This is a genomic window from Faecalicatena contorta (assembly GCF_003149105.1).
GTDB classification, from domain to species: Bacteria; Bacillota; Clostridia; order Lachnospirales; family Lachnospiraceae; genus Muricomes; species Muricomes contortus_C.
The window spans coordinates 217,344-235,438 of the sequence record NZ_QGDS01000002.1 but is presented as its reverse complement, the minus strand read 5'-3'; the positions used below and the strand labels follow the sequence as shown (position 1 = coordinate 235,438).

At 42.3% G+C, this 18,095-nt stretch carries 15 protein-coding genes and 1 pseudogene; 6 read left to right on the top strand and 10 right to left on the bottom strand.

Features of this window, described 5'->3' with window-relative positions:
* Positions 1 to 6: 6 nt before the first annotated feature.
* Complete coding sequence (hflX, locus tag A8805_RS04515; RefSeq protein WP_109709011.1) at positions 7 to 1,248, bottom strand: GTPase HflX; 1,242 nt, start codon at positions 1,246 to 1,248, stop codon at positions 7 to 9.
* A 422-nt stretch (positions 1,249 to 1,670) separates the two neighbouring features.
* Between hflX and A8805_RS04510 the strand changes: the two genes are divergently transcribed.
* The 3 genes and pseudogenes from A8805_RS04510 to A8805_RS04500 all read left to right on the top strand — a co-directional run bounded on the left by A8805_RS04510 (position 1,671) and on the right by A8805_RS04500 (position 3,605).
* Complete coding sequence (locus A8805_RS04510; RefSeq protein ID WP_109709010.1) at positions 1,671 to 2,282, top strand: TetR/AcrR family transcriptional regulator; 612 nt, start codon at positions 1,671 to 1,673, stop codon at positions 2,280 to 2,282.
* A gap of 81 nt (positions 2,283 to 2,363) precedes the next feature.
* Positions 2,364 to 2,848: pseudogene (locus tag A8805_RS22460) on the top strand (ATP-binding cassette domain-containing protein); the annotation flags it as partial.
* Between the two features lie 394 nt (positions 2,849 to 3,242).
* Positions 3,243 to 3,605 carry a GntR family transcriptional regulator gene (locus A8805_RS04500; protein ID WP_109709009.1) on the top strand — a complete coding sequence of 121 codons (363 nt, stop codon included), beginning with the start codon at positions 3,243 to 3,245 and terminating at the stop codon, positions 3,603 to 3,605.
* A 12-nt stretch (positions 3,606 to 3,617) separates the two neighbouring features.
* On the opposite strand, the gene A8805_RS04495 is transcribed toward A8805_RS04500, so the two are convergent.
* The 8 genes from A8805_RS04495 to rd form a co-directional block, all read right to left on the bottom strand.
* The gene (locus A8805_RS04495; RefSeq protein WP_109709008.1) at positions 3,618 to 4,184 is read right to left on the bottom strand and encodes a tRNA (mnm(5)s(2)U34)-methyltransferase; all 567 of its coding nucleotides are present in this window, start codon (positions 4,182 to 4,184) and stop codon (positions 3,618 to 3,620) included.
* A gap of 70 nt (positions 4,185 to 4,254) precedes the next feature.
* Complete coding sequence (locus A8805_RS04490; protein WP_242992272.1) at positions 4,255 to 4,797, bottom strand: tetratricopeptide repeat protein; 543 nt, start codon at positions 4,795 to 4,797, stop codon at positions 4,255 to 4,257.
* 10 nt (positions 4,798 to 4,807) lie between these two features.
* Positions 4,808 to 6,667, bottom strand: a complete 1,860-nt coding sequence (locus A8805_RS04485) for a heavy metal translocating P-type ATPase (RefSeq protein ID WP_109709007.1) — start codon at positions 6,665 to 6,667, stop codon at positions 4,808 to 4,810.
* A gap of 38 nt (positions 6,668 to 6,705) precedes the next feature.
* Entirely contained in the window at positions 6,706 to 7,065 is a 360-nt protein-coding gene (locus A8805_RS04480) for an ArsR/SmtB family transcription factor (RefSeq protein ID WP_109709260.1), read from the bottom strand.
* 222 nt (positions 7,066 to 7,287) lie between these two features.
* Positions 7,288 to 9,627: a heavy metal translocating P-type ATPase gene (locus A8805_RS04475; RefSeq protein ID WP_109709006.1), complete on the bottom strand. Its 2,340-nt coding sequence runs from the start codon at positions 9,625 to 9,627 to the stop codon at positions 7,288 to 7,290.
* 237 nt (positions 9,628 to 9,864) lie between these two features.
* Positions 9,865 to 10,599 carry a GTP pyrophosphokinase gene (locus A8805_RS04470; protein WP_109709005.1) on the bottom strand — a complete coding sequence of 245 codons (735 nt, stop codon included), beginning with the start codon at positions 10,597 to 10,599 and terminating at the stop codon, positions 9,865 to 9,867.
* Between the two features lie 152 nt (positions 10,600 to 10,751).
* A complete protein-coding gene (locus A8805_RS04465) occupies positions 10,752 to 11,807 on the bottom strand; it encodes a PTS transporter subunit IIC (RefSeq protein ID WP_109709004.1) in 1,056 nt (351 codons plus the stop codon).
* A gap of 290 nt (positions 11,808 to 12,097) precedes the next feature.
* Positions 12,098 to 12,259 carry a rubredoxin gene (rd, locus tag A8805_RS04460; protein ID WP_109709003.1) on the bottom strand — a complete coding sequence of 54 codons (162 nt, stop codon included), beginning with the start codon at positions 12,257 to 12,259 and terminating at the stop codon, positions 12,098 to 12,100.
* Between the two features lie 238 nt (positions 12,260 to 12,497).
* Between rd and A8805_RS04455 the strand changes: the two genes are divergently transcribed.
* A complete protein-coding gene (locus tag A8805_RS04455; RefSeq protein WP_109709002.1) occupies positions 12,498 to 12,767 on the top strand; it encodes a hypothetical protein in 270 nt (89 codons plus the stop codon).
* An 8-nt stretch (positions 12,768 to 12,775) separates the two neighbouring features.
* On the opposite strand, the gene A8805_RS04450 is transcribed toward A8805_RS04455, so the two are convergent.
* Positions 12,776 to 14,623 carry an adenosylcobalamin-dependent ribonucleoside-diphosphate reductase gene (locus A8805_RS04450; protein ID WP_330405723.1) on the bottom strand — a complete coding sequence of 616 codons (1,848 nt, stop codon included), beginning with the start codon at positions 14,621 to 14,623 and terminating at the stop codon, positions 12,776 to 12,778.
* A 243-nt stretch (positions 14,624 to 14,866) separates the two neighbouring features.
* Between A8805_RS04450 and A8805_RS04445 the strand changes: the two genes are divergently transcribed.
* Together A8805_RS04445 and A8805_RS04440 are read left to right on the top strand one after the other, a co-directional pair.
* The gene (locus A8805_RS04445; protein WP_109709000.1) at positions 14,867 to 17,248 is read left to right on the top strand and encodes a glycyl radical protein; all 2,382 of its coding nucleotides are present in this window, start codon (positions 14,867 to 14,869) and stop codon (positions 17,246 to 17,248) included.
* Positions 17,202 to 18,023 (top strand): glycyl-radical enzyme activating protein, encoded by an 822-nt coding sequence (locus tag A8805_RS04440; RefSeq protein ID WP_242992271.1) that lies wholly within the window; start codon positions 17,202 to 17,204, stop codon positions 18,021 to 18,023. Before A8805_RS04445 ends, A8805_RS04440 begins: the two co-directional genes overlap by 47 nt.
* Positions 18,024 to 18,095: the final 72 nt, after the last annotated feature.

Genomic DNA, 18,095 nt, shown 5'->3' with positions numbered 1-18,095 from the left:
TGCCTTTCAAATCTTACCGTATATTTCCTTAGTGACATAACCTTTTACAAAAATGCCTTCCGCAACATACTCTTCCTCTAAGAGCTGTCCATACTTGCGGATAAGCTGAATTTTTCCTGCATCACTGAAGGGATAAAGCCTTTCTATATAAATCTGCTCTCTGCGTATAATTTCCAGAAGCACTTCCTTTAACTCTTCCAGCCCTTGTCCGGTCTTCGCCGATGACAAAATAGAATAGTCCGCCTGAAAGTCCCGGAAACTGCCGTCTCCCTCCAGCCTGTCCTGCTTATTAAACAAAGTAATAACCGGCTTTCCTTCCACGCCCAACTGCCGCAGTGTTTCATAGACTACATACATCTGAGTGTCCATCTGCGGATTCGAAGCATCCACGACGTGAATGATAATATCAGCATACCGTGCTTCCTCAAGAGTACTTTTAAACGCCTCAATCAAGTGATGGGGCAGTTTTCTGATAAATCCTACCGTATCCGTCAGCAGAATTTCCTGCTTCCCGTCCAGCTCCAATGCCCGGGTGGTTGTATCCAATGTAGAAAACAGCATTGCATCTTCCAGGATTCCCGCACCTGTCAGTGCGTTCTCAATACTGCTCTTCCCTGCCGAGGTATAACCGACCAGCGCAGCCACCTTCAAATGCGAACTCTTCCTCTGAGTCCGGATAAGTGTCCGGTGCTGCTCCACCTCTTTTAATTCTCCCTTTAATCTGCTGATTCTTTCCCGGATCAGACGACGGTCCATCTCCAGCTTTTTCTCTCCGGGTCCTCTTGTGCCGATTCCTCCGCCTAAACGCGACAGAGAATCCCGCAATCCTACCAAACGGGCTGCACGATATTTCAACTGTGCCAGTTCTACCTGTATTTTCCCTTCACTGCTGAGTGCACGGGCAGCAAAAATATCCAGGATCAAAAGAGTTCTGTCAATCACCTTACACTCCAGTTCCCGTTCCAGGTTGTGAAGCTGTATGGAAGAAAGTTCATCATCACATACAATGCCGCTTGCCTCCGTCTCCCACAGCAATTCCTTTATCTCCAGCAGTTTTCCTTTTCCCACATAAGTCACAGGATGAATTGCCTCCCTGTTCTGTATCACCCGGCCTGCCACTCCCGCTTTCGCAGTTTCCACAAGCTCAGCCAGCTCATCCAGAGACTCTTCCGTCTTCTCATTCTCATTCAGTTGTACACCGACAAGAATCATACATTCCTTTTGTTCTTCCATTTCATATACAGACATGCATCACCTCAAAAAAAGGGACTGACCCTTTTGCTTTCCTTTTTCAGAATATTCTTATTTTATAATTTATATATACAATTTATCTTTACCCGCTAATTTTATATTATAAAACTTTTTTCAGGATATTTCACCATTTTTATTGACTAAAAATCACTGTGACATTTCATATCTTCTTAAACATTAGTAGTTCAAGAAGTATGCCTTCTTGCAAATATTTACGGAGTCTGCTAAAAAATCTCTTAAATCAATATTCCCCGGGCACTTTCTCACAAGTGTATTATACTCCCGTCTGATGAAATCAACAAGAATAAGATAAATCATAACAAGAAATTGACAAACTGTCAGTTAATATTGTACACTATCATTAGTAGAGGAAAATATATAGTGAATTCCTCTATGAATTTATTATACAAGGTGATAGTATGCGAGATGTAAAAGAGCCGGAAGTCCGCAAGGCTGAAATTATGGAAGCGGCGTTGCGCCTGTTTATTGAAAAAGGGTATTTGAAAACAACAACACAGGATATTATTGATGAAGTTAAAATATCCCGCGGCCTGTTGTATTATCATTTCAAAGACAAAGAGGACATACTTTATTGTTTGGTAGAGCGGTATTCAGAACCAATGTTACAGCGGTTATTTGAGATTACTTATAGTGAAAAATCCGCGATAGAAAAGATTCGGTTTTTTATTGAAGCCACTTTAATCCCCCCAGATTCAATTACTACTAACACGATTGCATTGCAAAAAACCGTGGATCTGGAGCAAAACCGCTACGTTATGGATCGTTTTGCCCATAAAGTTTCCAGTAAAATAACAACCTATTTTACCCATATCATTGAGCAGGGAATTGCAGAGGGGGTATTTCATGTATCCTATCCACTGGAAACAGCTTCTTTTTTGATGAGGGGTTACGTCTTTGTTTCTATTGATTTAAGTGCTTTGTCCAATGACGAAAAGAAAAACTATGTTGTGGCGTACAAAAACTTATTAGAATGCGTATTAGGCGCAAAAACAACTATTTTTACCAGCTAAGAAAGCCAATGGCATTTTCCATTGGTTATTCTTAGCTCACCAACCGACAAACTGTCAGTAATGGAGAATTTATTTATGTCTATCTTGGAAATTAAAAACTTTACAAAAATCTATAACGGCAAAAAGAAAGCAGTTGACAGCTTGACTTTTTCTATTGAGGCAGGCGATATTTTCGGATTCATTGGGGCAAAAGGAACCGGGAAAACAACAACACTCAAAGCAGCAGCAGGCATCCATGATTTTGATGAAGGTGAAATCAGCATCGGCGGTCATTCCATCAAGAGAGACCCCATAGCCTGTAAATCCATGCTTGCATATATTCCGGATAATCCTGATTTATATGAGCATTTAACAGGTTATCAATATATTAACTTTATTGCAGATCTATATAATATTCCAACTTCCCAGCGAACACAGGCTATTAAAAAATATAGCGATTTATTTGAAATTTATTGAAACAGGTAATGCAGGAATGTGTATCAAATGGCGCTGCAATTTTCTTTTCCACTCACGTTCTTGATGTTGCTGAAAAACTTTGCAACAAAGTTGCCATTATTAAAGCTGGCAGTAAACTTGACTTTACACGCTTTTGGCTACTTTCTGGCTGTGTTTGCCCTTGTGGCACGCCTAAGTATGAATCCATTCCAAATATTGAGTATGCTGCTTATTCCTATAGCCTACTCAGTATTCACTGCTGTACTTGGGGCATCCTCAATAAAAAATATCCCAATTACGCATGGGAAAATGAGATGTTGGTCGTAAAACAAAGTTTCCCTGTCATTGTATCAAATATAATCAGCATAGCGGCAGTTGCTCTGCCTGTTTTGCTTCATTGGACCCTGTCCTTTCCGCTTATGCCCGCATTATGGGGTGTAGCAGCGGCAGCTATTACCGCAGCAAGCATTATGTATCAAAAAACCTGTAAATCAAAATTCATATAAATAAAAAAGGAGAGATAACATGAGAAACCGTTTTGTAAAAGATATAATTGCGGAGAAGATCGGGATTAAGATACTAAATGGAAGCTATCCACCGGGAAGCAAACTCCCTTCTATCCGGGAGGTGGCAGGGCGGGAAAACCTTAGCACAACTACGGTACAACGAACTTTTTATGAGTTAGAGAGACGAGGGTTAATTTATAAAAACCAGACATCAGGCTATTTTGTTATCCATAACCGGCAGCTGCTCATTCAGCTAAAAATGGAAGAATGTAATCACCTGACCCGCAGCCTATATACATCTCTTGAAAAGTTGGGATATTCGGAGCAGGAAGTTACATCCCTGTTAGAAAAACACATCCCCGCCGAAGATCGGCAGAATTGAGATGGACTATTATTACTTTAACCGGATGATAAAGACCGGAATGGGCGGATCATTTTTTCTATTATGAAAGCTGTTCACAATTACCAGCCAACGTTTTGAGTCTAATTCTTTCAAATATGAGAGTATTGCTTCTTTTTCCTCGTATCCTGAATCTTGCCCGCTGTAGATGCACAGGCTCATTACTCCGTCAATTTTCAGCAATTTCATGCCTTCCTGTATGGCTTCCAGGCTGCTCGCCGGCTGGGTGGATATCCGGTGATCTCCGCCTGGCAGATATCCAAAATTAAAAACGATGGCAGATACGCTTTCCTTTACGTACTCTCCCATCTTTTCATGCCCATCCTGTATCAGGCGGACCTGGGATTCAAAGCCCAGCTTTCTTATCCGTTCCTTTGTGCACTCTATTGCCTGGGGCTGTATATCAAATGCATACACCTGCCCGCTTTCCCCGGTCATTCTGCATAAAAACTCTGTGTCGTTTCCATTCCCGGCAGTGGCGTCCACACAGATATCACCAGATTCTATATACATTTCAAGGAAACGGTGACAATATTCTGTAATCTGATAGCTGTATTTCATCCTTCTCTCCTGTTCCGCTGCCTTTTCTTTCAGGCAGCCCTATCTGAGATGTCCGGCTTTTTAAAAACACCTATCTGGTGCTTAAAAAAGCCGCTTCTTTCTGTGCTTCCTTATCATCAGGATAAGTGCTGATATACTCGGCTATTTTTTCCTTAGCACTCTTCCAGTCTAACAGCCTTTCATAACACACAATTTCATTAAATTTCATTTCCTGAACAGTACCTGCATCCTTCTGTCCGTCCGTATCCCCGTTTTCTCCGTCTGCCAGAGCAAGGCCCTGGGAAAAGGCATCCAAGGCACCCTGATAATCTTCCAGATGCATAGAACAGACTCCAAGCAAATTGTAGAGTACGGGTGTGGCTTCTCCATTATTAGCCAGCACCTGCTGGAAAGCCTCTTTGGCTGACTGATAGTCCTGCTGCTCATAATAAGCCATTCCCAATCCCCTGTACGCCTCTGCTGTGTCCTTTTTCTTCTCCAGCGCCTTCTCAAAGGAACCGACAGCCTCCGTATACTGCTGTTCCTCCAATTGTTTCGTTCCTTCTTTTATCTCGTTTTGGCATCCTGTCAGCAACAGGACCGTCAAAACTGCACACACCATTACTTTCTTCACAACAACTCCCCTATCCCGGATATTTTAATACCCAAAAAGAATTTAATACATTAATCATCATCACTGCTATATCCGCAATAATTGCATTCTGCATCGTCATATATCCAAAGACCGCCATAAATAAAAGGATGGCCTTCATTCCTATTGCAAAAACCAGATTCTGTTTCACGGCCCGGATGGTACCCTTTGATATCTTAATGGCATTGACAATCCTGGATGGCTCATCCTTCATCAAGATCACATCAGCAGCTTCCAAAGCAGCATCTGCTCCAAGTCCCCCCATAGCGATTCCAATATCCGCCAATGCCAGTACAGGTGCATCATTTATTCCGTCTCCAACAACAGCAACCTTCTCCTCTTCCTGCTGGCTATCCATAAACTCACGAACCTGCTCTACCTTTTCCTCAGGCATCAGATTCGCATAAACATAACTTATGCCAAGCTGTTTCGCCACACTTTCCGCCACATCCCGATTATCCCCAGTGAGCATAACTACCTCAAGCTGATGCTTCTGCATCCAACGGAGCATCCATTTCACATCAGGGCGGATGATATCGGTAATTAATATATATCCCTCATACTGTCCGTCCACAGCCACATGTACTGCTGTACCAACTCCATGCACCGGCTGGTAAAAGAGACCCTGCTGATTCATAAACTTAGAATTCCCTATACATACCTGCCTGCCGTCAATCTGGGCACACACACCAAAGCCGGAATATTCTTTGATAGATTCCACTCTGCCTGCATTGATTCCTTTTCCATATGCCTCACGAAGTGATACCGCAATGGGATGGTTACAGTAAGCCTCCCCATATGCCGTCAATTCCAGAAATTCACTTTTCTCCATGTGTTTAGGGTAAATACCTTTTACACGAAATACCCCTTCCGTTAATGTTCCCGTCTTATCAAATACAAACGTCTCGGTTTTAGAAAGAGCTTCAAGGAAATAACTGCCCTTTACCAGCACACCCTGACGGGATGCAGCACCAATTCCACCCAAAAACGCTAGTGGTACGGAAACAAGGAGTCCGCAGGGACAGGCCGCAACGAGGAAAACCAGCCCTCTATACAACCACTCCTGCTGGTTATCCCCCGACATCATCATAGGGGGAAGAATCATAACAAGAAGCCCCAAAAGGGTCACTGCCGGAGTATAATATTTCGTGAATTTATCTACAAAGTTTTCGCTTTGTGCTTTGTTATTGTTGGCATTTTCCACCAGGTCCATAATCCTGGAAGCTGTTGAGTCATCATACATCCTGGCGACTCTTGCCTCAAGCACCCCGCTTATATTAATGCTCCCGCTGTAGAGCCTGTCTCCGATTTTCACTTCTCCCGGTTCCGCTTCCCCAGTCAGTGCCTTCATATCTACCAGACTGCTTCCCTGGGTGACAACCGCATCCACCGGAATCTTCTCACCCGGTTTAATAATAATAATATGACGCAGCTCCAATTCTCTTGGATGTACCCGCTGCTCACTGCCCTGTACCTTACGGTTCGCATATTCCGGGCGGATATCAATAAATTTGGCAATCGACTTTCTGCTCCGGATCAGGGAAACCACCTCCACTGCCTTTCCCAACTGGAAAAACAAGATGGCCCCTACGGCCTCCGTATACCTGCCTATTGCAAATGCGCCGACTGTGGCAATTATAATCAATAGATTCTCATTGAAAATATATAGTTTTTTTAGTTCTTTCAGCATATCCCAGAATATTCCCAGTGTCAGTATAAGATACGGCAGCAAAAACAGCAGCATCTGTGTTCTCCCGGAAATTTCCCAGTGCCTGACCGAAAATAATGCATTAATGTATAAAAGTGTTCCTATTCCAATTTCAATGCATTTTCTCTTTACTTCCTTTGCCATTACGGCCCCCTCTTTTAATTGGTTCTCATGCAAAACTTCTATTCTCTGATATGTTCCATTCCCTGGTTCATTATAGTTTTTATATGACTGTCAGCAAGAGAATAGAACACGGTCTTTCCCTCACGCCGGTTCGTAACCAGCTTCATCTGCTTCAAAACTCTAAGCTGGTGTGATATTGCCGACTGGCTCATATTCAAGGCCTGTGCCAAATCGCATACACACATTTCTGACTGCCAAAGAACGTACAATATTTTTATCCTGGTAGAATCCCCAAACACCTTAAAAAAATCTGCCAAATCCCGAAGTTCTCCCGCTTCTGGCATATGATCCTGAACCTTCTTCACAATCTCCTCATGTACATGCATGAAATCACATTGTTCCACCTCTACTTTTTTCATATACCGGGTCTCCTTTCCTGTGAACAGCCGTTCTGACTTTATTATACGAAAAATCCCTTCCAGGGTCAAGCCACGGCCGGCCTGGGAATTCCCTGAATTTGCCATTCTATATGAGTATTTTCATATAAAAGAGATGCATTCATGGCTATCTGCATCTCTTTCTTAATATTTCTTTAATTTTACTGTACATATAATTTCTCATATGTTAATTACTCTTATATGTTAATTCCTCTTATAAAGCACTCTCACAGAATTGAGGATACACAGCATTGCAACCCCTGTATCCGCAAATACAGCCATCCACATATTCGCCAGTCCTGCCAATCCTAAAATCATAACTAAGAACTTTATTACAAGAGCAAATGCTACATTTTGCTTTGCAATTTTCCCTGTCATCCGGGCAATCCGCAATGACTGGGGTATCGCTTCCATAGAAGAAGTCATAAATACCACATCTGCTGCTTCAATTGCGGCATCCGCACCGCTGCCCATAGCGGCTCCCACATCCGCTCCCGCAAGAACAGGGGCATCATTAATCCCATCTCCTACAAACATAACACTGCCGTGATTCGAACGTATTTTCTTCAATTCATTTACCTTGTCGTCCGGCAGAAGCTTTGCATGCACTTCATCAATTCCAGTTTCAGCTGCTACACTGTCAGCACTTTCTTTTGCATCTCCGGTGAGCATTGCCGTAAGAATACCCATCCTCTTCAACGCTGCTACAGCCGGCTTTGCTTCCTTCTTGATGGTATCTGCAATAACCAGCCTGCCCGCATATACTCCATTTAAAGCAAGCAGTACTTCTGTGCCATATGCCCCATCCTCATCTCCCGGCAAAGAAATCTGATATTCTTCCATTAACTTCCGGTTTCCACAAAGTACTGTCCCGGCCTCCAATTCTGCTTTAATTCCCTTTCCAGAAATCTCTTCTACAGATACCGGCTGTTTCAATAGAATATTCTTTTCTTTTGCAGCAGTCACAATACTGTTAGCAATGGGATGGGTAGATGTCATCTCACAACCGCCTGCCAAAGCCAGGAGCTGGTCTTTGTCTATTCCCGGTCCGGGCAGCACATCCTGAACGATAAAGTTTCCCTCTGTGATAGTTCCGGTTTTATCCATAACAATCGCTTTCACGCCCTGTAAAGCCTCAATGGCAACTCCGCCCTTAAACAAAATTCCCCTTTTAGACCCGGCACCGATACCGGAAAAGAATGCAAGAGGAACACTTAGTACAAGCGCACATGGGCAACTGATAACAAGGAAAGTCAAAGCTGTATACACCCAATAATTCCAGTCACCTGTTATTAGTGACGGAATGATAGCTGTGGCTGCCGCTAAAACAACTACAAAAGGGGTATAGACTCTGGAAAATCTAGTAATAAAACGATCGATCTTAGGTTTACCCGCTGCTGCATTTTCCACAGAATCCAAAATTCTTGTAACCATAGAATCTTCCAAAACTTTTTCTACCTGGATTTTCAAAAGCCCCGATGTATTAACACAGCCGGAAATCACAGTATCCCCTGCTTTTGCCGCAACTGGAACCGGCTCTCCCGTCACCGGAGAAGTATCAATTCTGCTTTCCCCTTCCACAACAACACCATCCAGCGGTATCCGGTCACCAGGCCTTACCAGCAGCAAATCTCCCACTGCGGCATCCTCGGCAGGAATCACTGTAACATTTTCCCCGGTTATTTGGTTGACTACCTCCGGGCGCATGTCAATTGCATCCATAATCTGGCTCCGGCTTCTGGAAACTGCAATCTCTTCAAAAAGCTCTCCCACCCGGTAAAACAGCATGACTCCAACCGCTTCCGGATATTCTCCTATGATAAATGCTCCCAAAGTAGCAATACTCATAAGGAAGTTCTCATCGAACACATGCCCTTTACCCAGATTTTTTGCTGCTGCAAGAAGAACTTCTCTACCCAGCATCAGATATCCAATCACAAACAATGCAAAGGAAAGATATCCGTTTACAGATTCAGTTAAAACACCTCCTGCAAGAAAAACAGCGCCAATTCCTATATCCTGTAAATCTCTTTTATTTTCACTGAATCTCCCTTTGCGCTTTTCTGTCTGTCTGGCAGGCTTCTTATCCTTCTTGGAAACAACAACCTCATTTTCAATAGAGGAACATATCTCCTGAAATACAGGAAGCAGCTCCGCTTCCGTATTCGCCACTACCTGAAGCTGCTTTGTGGCAAAGGTAATGCTTGCAAAATCAACCTGGGGCAGTCGCTGTATCTTTCTCTCCATCTTAGCGGCACAATTAGCACAGCCAAGGTTTTCTAATACATATACCTGCTTCTGTACATGGTCAAAAGCATGGTTTGTCTTATCACGCTCTTCCGGCTCATGTATATGTCCTTCACAGCTATGGCCTTCATGAGTATACCCTTCACAGCTATGGCCTTCATGAGTATGCCCTTCACAGCTATGGCCTTCATGAGTATGCCCTTCACAGCTATGGCCTTCATGAGTATGCTGTTCATGATTGTGATCGCTATGAATATGTTCCTGAAATGCTTTTTTATTTAATGTCTGTTGTGCCATAATATAACCTCCGATGCATAATAACATATGAATGATTGTTCATATGTTCATTTAATCACAACTGCATCGTTTTGTCAATAGGAATATTAATAAAGAGTCCGGCTTTAGCGGCCATCTTCCTTATGCTCGCAGTGCGCATCCCCGGTGGGTTTAATATAACGGGAAAATGCATTTCCCGTTATATTAAAAAAAACACCTTCGGAAGATAATCAAACTCCGAAGGTGCCTCTTTATTTACTATTCTTTTACCAGTCCTGCGCTTTTTGGTATACGCCTCCCGCCAATCACATTTTCTGCCACATCATCCAGTCTGTTTTTATCACTGTATTCTGCCTCTTCCTCTACAATACATGCTTGTATTGCTTCATTGAGTAATAGCATCTTGTCATCCAGCTCTGCAACCATCTGCGCACATTCCTTAAGCTCTCCGCTGATATAATCCGGTGCATTACCCTCAAATTTGTAATAAATCTTATGCTCCAGGCTTGCCCAAAAATCCATCGCAATAGTTCTGATCTGAATCTCAACCTTTGTGTCCACCACACTGTCAGAAAGAAAAATAGGAACCGAAACAAGCATATGATAACTCTTATAGCCGCTCTCTTTCGGATTCTTTATGTAATCTTTGATTGAAAGAACCTTTAAATCACTCTGATTCCCTATCATCTCACCCAACCTGTAAATATCGGAGGTAAAAGAGCAAATCAGTCTTACTCCTGCAATATCATTAATGTATTTTACCATATTCTCTATGGATGTCTCGTACCCGTATCTTTTCAGCTTTTTAACAATACTTTCCGGTGTCTTAATGCGGGTTTTAATATGTTCTATTGGGTTGTACTGATGAACGTGCTGAAACTCATCATTTAGAATCTCCAGCTTTGTCCCAACCTCTTTTAGTGCAGCATTATATAAAAAAATAACTGTCTTCCAGCTATCTACGTCTTCGTAATTCTTGATAGCATCGTGCATCTGCAGTTCTCCTCTCAATTTGGAAAATCCCCCTTTCCCAATCTCTTATAGTATAGCATAAAATACACGTAATGTCAGCCAGTTCATCCTTTTTTTAGAAATGCAAAAGGATGCCCGGAAGGCATCCTCATAAGATTAAGAATTCTCTTTTTCTATAAATCTAACTTCATATCACCAGGCTTTATCCACTTTCTTTTTCTCATAAATTCTGAAATTCCCAATGTCACTACTGCCGGAAGCAGAACCTGGATAACCAGTATCTTTATCAAAACTATTGTTCCCGGCTCCGTCTGAGTCATCACCTGCCAGGTCATAAGAGGTCCTACCAGGCCGGCAGTTCCCATACCGGAACCTGTGGCATTACTGGTCATATGCAGAATCATTGTACCTACAGGACCCAAAATTGCACTGGACAATATGGCTGGCAGCCAAATAATTGGCTTTTTTATGATATTTGGCATCTGAAGCATAGAGGTTCCAATACCTTGAGCTAAAAGGCCGCCTATTCTATTTTCCCGAAAGCTTGCCACAGCAAAACCAACCATGTTGCAACAGCATCCGATTGTAGCTGCACCGGCCGCCAGACCTGAAAGATTCAGAATTACTCCCAGAGCTGCCGAACTGATTGGCAAAGTCAAAATTATTCCCATCAATACGGATACGATAATTCCCATCAAAAATGGCTGCTGCTCTGTTCCCCAGTTTATCAGAGAGCCCAGCCAGCTCATAAATTGGGATATTGTAGGCCCAATAAGTAAACCTACGGAAGCTCCTGCTCCAATAGATACCAGTGGAGTGAGAATAATATCCAGCTTTGTCTTCCCCGAAATGAGAAGGCCCACCTCAATAGCTATATATGCTGCAATAAACGCCCCCAGAGGCTCTCCGGGCCCGGTAAAAACCATTGCCCCCTCCTGAATCACCTGGCCTGCCAGTAATTTACCCGCAAAAGCGCCTGTCATACCTGCCGTAGCAGCCGATACTACTACAAGCTGGCTCCCCTCCAGCTTGCGAGCCACACCCACACCGATTCCGGCACCGGTGAGCGCCGCTGCCACCCTTCCTACTGAATAAATCAAATCTCCCACAGAACCACCCATAAACGTACCAATCTGCTGTATAATCGTACCAATAATCAGCGTGGCAAACAGACCTTGTGCCATCCCTCCCAGTCCGTCTATGAAAATTCTGTCCAGTAATTTCTTCATTCTCCCATTCCTCCATGCATTTACACTTGTCTTGTCACTATTCAGTATTCTATCATAACTTCTTCTTTTGGACCAGCTTTTTCTTAATATTAAATAAAGATCTGTTTCCTATACACAAGAAATAATTTTGCCTGCAAGATTCTCCGCCTGGGTTGGATCGCGATAGCAACACTTTCTTTGCCAGCCCACTGCATTCCCCTGTGGGGTTTTTATATAGTTAGGAAACACAGTTTCCTAACTATATGAAAAAGGTGTTCAAAAGGGGCAGACCCCTTTGAACACCTTACTTCTTATTCTTCTGCTGCAAACATGTCTTTTCCAGCTCCACAGAGCGGGCACATCCAATCTTCCGGTAAATCTTCAAATGCTGTTCCCGGAGCAATTCCGCCATCCGGATCGCCTACTTCCGGGTCATACACGTAACCACATGGTTCACAAACGTATTTTTTCATCTTAAATTCCTCCTATTCTATATTATTGCAGTGTAAGTATCTTACTTATTAAATTCTTAAACAAGTGTTTTCTTACGTAGCTGCTTTTATACTACTATAACTCATCTGCCCCTAAAAATAAACCTAATTTTATCAAAATATGAACATTTACATCCTTTTTACGTAATGCTATACTATATCTTATTGAACATTAGCAGTTCAATAGACCTTGGATATTTAAAAAGAAGGGGGTTATCACATGTTCCGTCTATGGGGAAAAATAATTAAGGATAATAAACTGCTTCGTGATACGGTCATCTGTGATGAAACGGATGATACCCGTACACATAAAATTTTTAACGCGCTGGATGCTATCTGCTATGAGTTTGACCTGAGCAAACCTCTCTGGCTGGATTCTACGATTGCAGAATTTAAAAAACATGCCAAAACCAGGTTCTATCAGGATAATTTCGTAGATTCTATTGACTTTGATTATCTGGAAATTCACATCATTGAAGAGGGGGATTAAGGGGTTCTCTATTGACATTTCCCCCATCCGCAGCTTTTACAAACAGTACAGCCGCCCTCAAATACCAAAGGTTCTCCACAGTCTGGGCAGGGTGTTTTCTCTCCGTGTTCCAAATTTTCTCCTAAATCAACTGATTTTGGCTCATTTTCTGTGTTTAATATTCCTGTCCGCTTACATCCATCCCGAAAGATGGTAATTCCTTTCAGTCCATTATCATAGGCATACATGTATAATTTTTCTGTTTCTTCCACTGTAAACTGATTTGGCACGTTCACTGTGGAACTGATGGATGCATCAATATGCTGCTGCCATACCCCCTGTATATGGATTCTCTGGTGATAATCCAAAGTCATTGCTGTCACAAAATATTCCGGAAGTTCACTACTGTCCCTGAGCTTGTTCTGCTTCATATAGAAATCCACAATCTTTGTATATACTTTGTAATAAACATCTGCGCCGTGCAGTGATTCTGTCTTTCTCTCATAATAATTGGCATAAACCGGCTCTATTCCCCCTGATATTCCAAGCATTGTTGACAGTGTGCCAGTAGGAGCAACTGTAAGAAGCTGTGAATTCCGCAAGCCATATTTTTTTACAAGCTCTGCAGTATCTTTCGTTGTATTTGCCTGAAAATAGGGCGTCTCAGTTATCTCCCGGGCACAGCATTTGGGATATGCACCTTTTTCCTTAGCAAGAAGAGCTGACGCTGCAATTGCAGTATCTGCCATCTCAAATCCTATCTTATCACATAATTTGACTGCCCCGTCTGCTCCGTAAACTATCCCAAGCTTAATCAGCATGTCTGCCAGCCCCATAATCCCAAGTCCTATCTGTCTCCAATCCGATACGCTTTCCTTCTGTTCCTGGAGCGGGTGCAGTTCCAGCCCTTCTTCCAGCACCTCATTAAGTGCTTTTACACATACTTTAATGCAATTCTTGAATCCTTCAAAATCAAATACGGCTTCTGTGGTAAAAGGATTTTTTACAAACTCAGATAAATTTATACTCCCCAGCAGGCAGCTTCCTCCCGCCGGTAAAGGTTCCTCTGCACAGGGATTCACCCCCGCATATTTAAACCCTTTTGTATTGCTCAGCAGATTCCAGTCTTCAATCCGGTCCCAGAATAAAGCTCCAGGCTCCGCATAATCCCAATTCGCCTCTGCAATACGGCGGAAAAGTTCTCTTGCCTTTACCTCATTTTCAATTAGCTCTCCCGTGGCTTCTCTGAGATATCTCAACGTAAACATCCCATCTTCCTTTACTGCATCCATAAACTTTTTACTAATGCGTACGGAAAGATTTGCCTTTGTAATCTTGTCCAAATCTGTTTTCAGATCAATAAACCGTTCTACATCCGGATGGGAACAATCGAGAGAAACCATCAAGGCCCCACGGCGTCCATTCTGTCCGATCAAACCTGTCACCAAGGAATATAATTCTATAAAGGATACTGCGCCTGTAGTCTCTTTTGCCGCATTATTAATCTTCGCTCCTTTTGGGCTTAATCCGGAAATATCAACTCCGCACCCTCCACCATAGCTATATGTCCTCGCCAGTTTTTTCGCACATTCAAAAATCTCTTCAATACTATCTTCGGGTGGAGTGATGACATAACAGTTAGACAAGCTGACTTTCCGTCCCATATTTTCCAATCCCCTGTTAGATAAAATGCGTCCTCCAAATAAAAATTTTTTCTCAAGAATCAATTGTTTAACATCCTGATCCCCTCCGCTGACTCTATCCACCCAGCACTCAAAAGATTCTCCCTCATTACGGTATTTATTATTCCAGATATCATTTCCAAGCTGATTGTCCTGCCCCAGCCATTCTTCTACATTCATACTTTCCACTTCCATTCATCATTATATAGTGTATTTCCATTATTTTATCACAATATATAGTTGCGCGCAATGTATTTCTAAGTATACCCGGGCGTGCTTTTTCCAGGTATATACCTATGTGGTTTTTGAAATCAAAGCACCGCCAGGATAAAACATTGTTAAAAATATGATACTCTCCGTTAAAATTCAAGTATTAAGTTTCATTTTATCTTGTTATTATTATGTCAGTATATATTAATAAACAAAAGGAGGCATTTTATGAGTCAAAATTTCATGGAGAGAATCCAGTATTTAAAAAATCGTGTTGTAAATACCAGACCGGAAATGGATTTGGAAAATGCAGTAATCTTAACAAGAAGCTTTCAGGAGACAGCCGGGGAGCCTTTTGCAATACAAAAAGCGAAAGCATTTCGCAAACAATGTATGGAGAAAACTGTAGAGATATGGGATAAAGAATTAATTGTAGGCTGTTCCGGCAGTAAAATGCGTGGTGGCATTTTATGTGCAGATACATGCTGGTCTATATTAGATGATGAATTGGAAACTATAAGCACCAGAAAGTATGACCCCTTTTATTTGAAAGCAGAAGACAAAGAAGCTTTCTTAAAAGAAGTAAAACCATTCTGGCAGGGTCGTTCCAGCTACGAAGCATGGCTTGCCCAAATACCGGAGGATACAAAGGAACTCCGTGATAACGGCGTGGTATACATCAACCGGAAAGCGGTGAGAGGCTGGGGAGAAACTACCGCAGGTTACCAGCAGGTCATCAATGAGGGAATAGAAGGTATCTGTAATACAATAAAGGAACGGCGTCAAAGACTGGATATTACAGTTCCCGGTGACTATGAAAAAGACAAATACCTGGAGGCGATGCTGATATCTGCAGAAGGTATTATGGCTTTGGCCGAACGGTATGCAAAGGAAGCGGAAAGACTGGCAGAACTGGAAACGGATGAAATAAGGAAAGAGGAATTAAAAGAAATCGCAGAAATCTGCTGCCGTGTGCCAAGATACCCGGCACGCTCATTCCGGGAAGCACTGCAATCTCTGTATCTTTACCAGATTTGTATTTTTATGGAGCAAAATGCAGCCAGCTATAATCCAGGAAGAATGGACCAATACTTATATCCTTTCTATAAAGCAGATTTGGAGAACGGTGTCTTAACTCAGGATGAGGCCCAGGAATTGTTAGACTGCTTATGGGTAAAATTCAGTGAGCCCTGCCTGTTCCAGGATGCAGTTACCGCAGAGTTTGCGGCAGGCTACCCAATGTTCCAGAATGTTTGTGTAGGAGGCGTGGACAAAAATGGACAGGATGCAGTAAATCCTTTATCATACCTGATTTTGCAGGCAACCATGGATGTCCAGCTATACCAGCCTTCTTTATCTGTCAGATATAGTCTGGCTAAAAATCCAAATACATTTTTAAGAAAAGTAGTTGAACTTATTAAACTAGGAACAGGATTCCCTGCCTTTCACAATGATGATATCGGAATCCGTATGCTTATGAATAAAGGTGTCCCTCTGAAAGAGGCATTCGACTGGAATCCCTGCGGATGTGTGGAGACAAATCTGGAAGGGCGCATGAGACAGTATACCGCACTTGCCGACATCAACCTGGGAAGTATCATTGAGTTCTCACTGTTGAATGGGAAAAATAGAAAAAGCGGCCTGACAATCTCAACACAGACAGGAAATCCAGCCACTTTTGAGCGTTACGAAGATTTCGAAGAAGCTGTAAAAGAACAGATACGGTATTCAGTAGCAGCAGTTGTAAAAGGAAGCCATGTGATTGACGAGGTGTGCATGGACCGATTCGTACCGGCCCTGTCCCTTACCTTTAAGGAATGTATTGAGAATTGCCTTGATTACGCCCGGGGCGGAGCAAAGTACAACTGTGGAAATGGAATCATACTCATCGGAGTGGCAGATCTTATTAACAGCATTGCTGCCATAAAACATCTGATATATGACACAAAACAAGTTTCCATTGAAGATATGGTGGCTGCTTTGGACGCTGACTTCAAAGGATATGAAGAAATTCAGGAATTGTGCAAAAATGCTCCTAAATATGGAAATGATGATGAATCTGTGGATCAGATTGTAGGAACCATGTTTACCTTTATTGCAGATGAAATTGAAAAATACCGAAGCAAATTCGGAACTATGACTCCAGGCATCCTCCCTGTTTCAGGAAATACACCGTTTGGATTAGAGGTCGGTGCCCTTCCGTCAGGCAGAAATGCATGGAAACCTCTGGCTGACGGAGTAAGTCCAAACGGAGGAACAGATTTTAACGGTCCGGGCGCCGTATTAAAGTCAGTATCTAAAATTCCACATGACCGTTTTGTACAGGGAACCCTTCTTAATATGAAAGTAGAGCCAGAAATGTTGAATACAGATTTCGGGATTAACCAGATGATGGCTCTGTTAAAGAGCATGTGCAGCTTAGGCGTATTCCACGTGCAATTTAATGTCATTGACAGAGATATACTTATAAAGGCACAAAAAGAACCGGATAAATATAAGGGACTTTTAATCCGCGTAGCCGGATATACCGCTTACTTTGTTGAGCTGGGAAAAGACGTACAGGATGAAATCATTGGGCGGACGGTCCAAAAAGGGATTATGGCAGGTTAATATGATGGGAAAAGTTTTAAGAATTGAAAAAACATCCATCTATGATGGAGAAGGTATGAGAACCGTTGTCTTTCTCCTGGGATGCCCTCTCCAATGTAAATGGTGTTCTACTCCCGAATCACAAAATTCGGCCTGCCAGAATTTGTACGGTAAAGAAATGAGCGCCGAAGAGATTGTTGATGAAGTTTCAAAGGATGAAATATTTTTCTTTCATTCTAACGGCGGCCTGACTCTCAGTGGAGGGGAAATTCTGCAGCAGCCCGACTTTTGTATGGAAATACTAAAAGAATGCAGATACCGTGGAATCAGCACAGCAATAGAAACCAGCTTTTACGGAAAATATGATTACATACAAAGCCTTCTTCCTTTTCTTGATGAACTATATTTAGACATCAAAGTAATGGACCGGAAAAAACATAAGTCATATACCGGAGTTTATAACGACCTTATATTGGATAATATACTGAAACTCCAAAAAGAAAGCTGGCATGGAAACATACACATTCGGATTCCATGTATTCCAACAGTAAATATGGATGAAGAGAATATAAAAGATACGGCTTTATTTTGTAAGGATATCCCTGGATTGGTGGATATAGAGCTCTTACCCTATCACCGCCTGGGTTTAGAAACCTATAGAAAGTTAAATTTGGAGTACGCTCTTAAAGACATAAAAGCACCGGATGCAGAGGAGCTTAAGACCGTTGCTGCACTCCTGCGCAAAATCTTACCGCAGACGACAATCAAAATCAAAGGAGAACTATATCATCCATAAATCCTGTGAAGAAGGATAATCATTATACACTGGTCATAACCACCGGTTCATTCGGTGGTTATGACTTTTTGC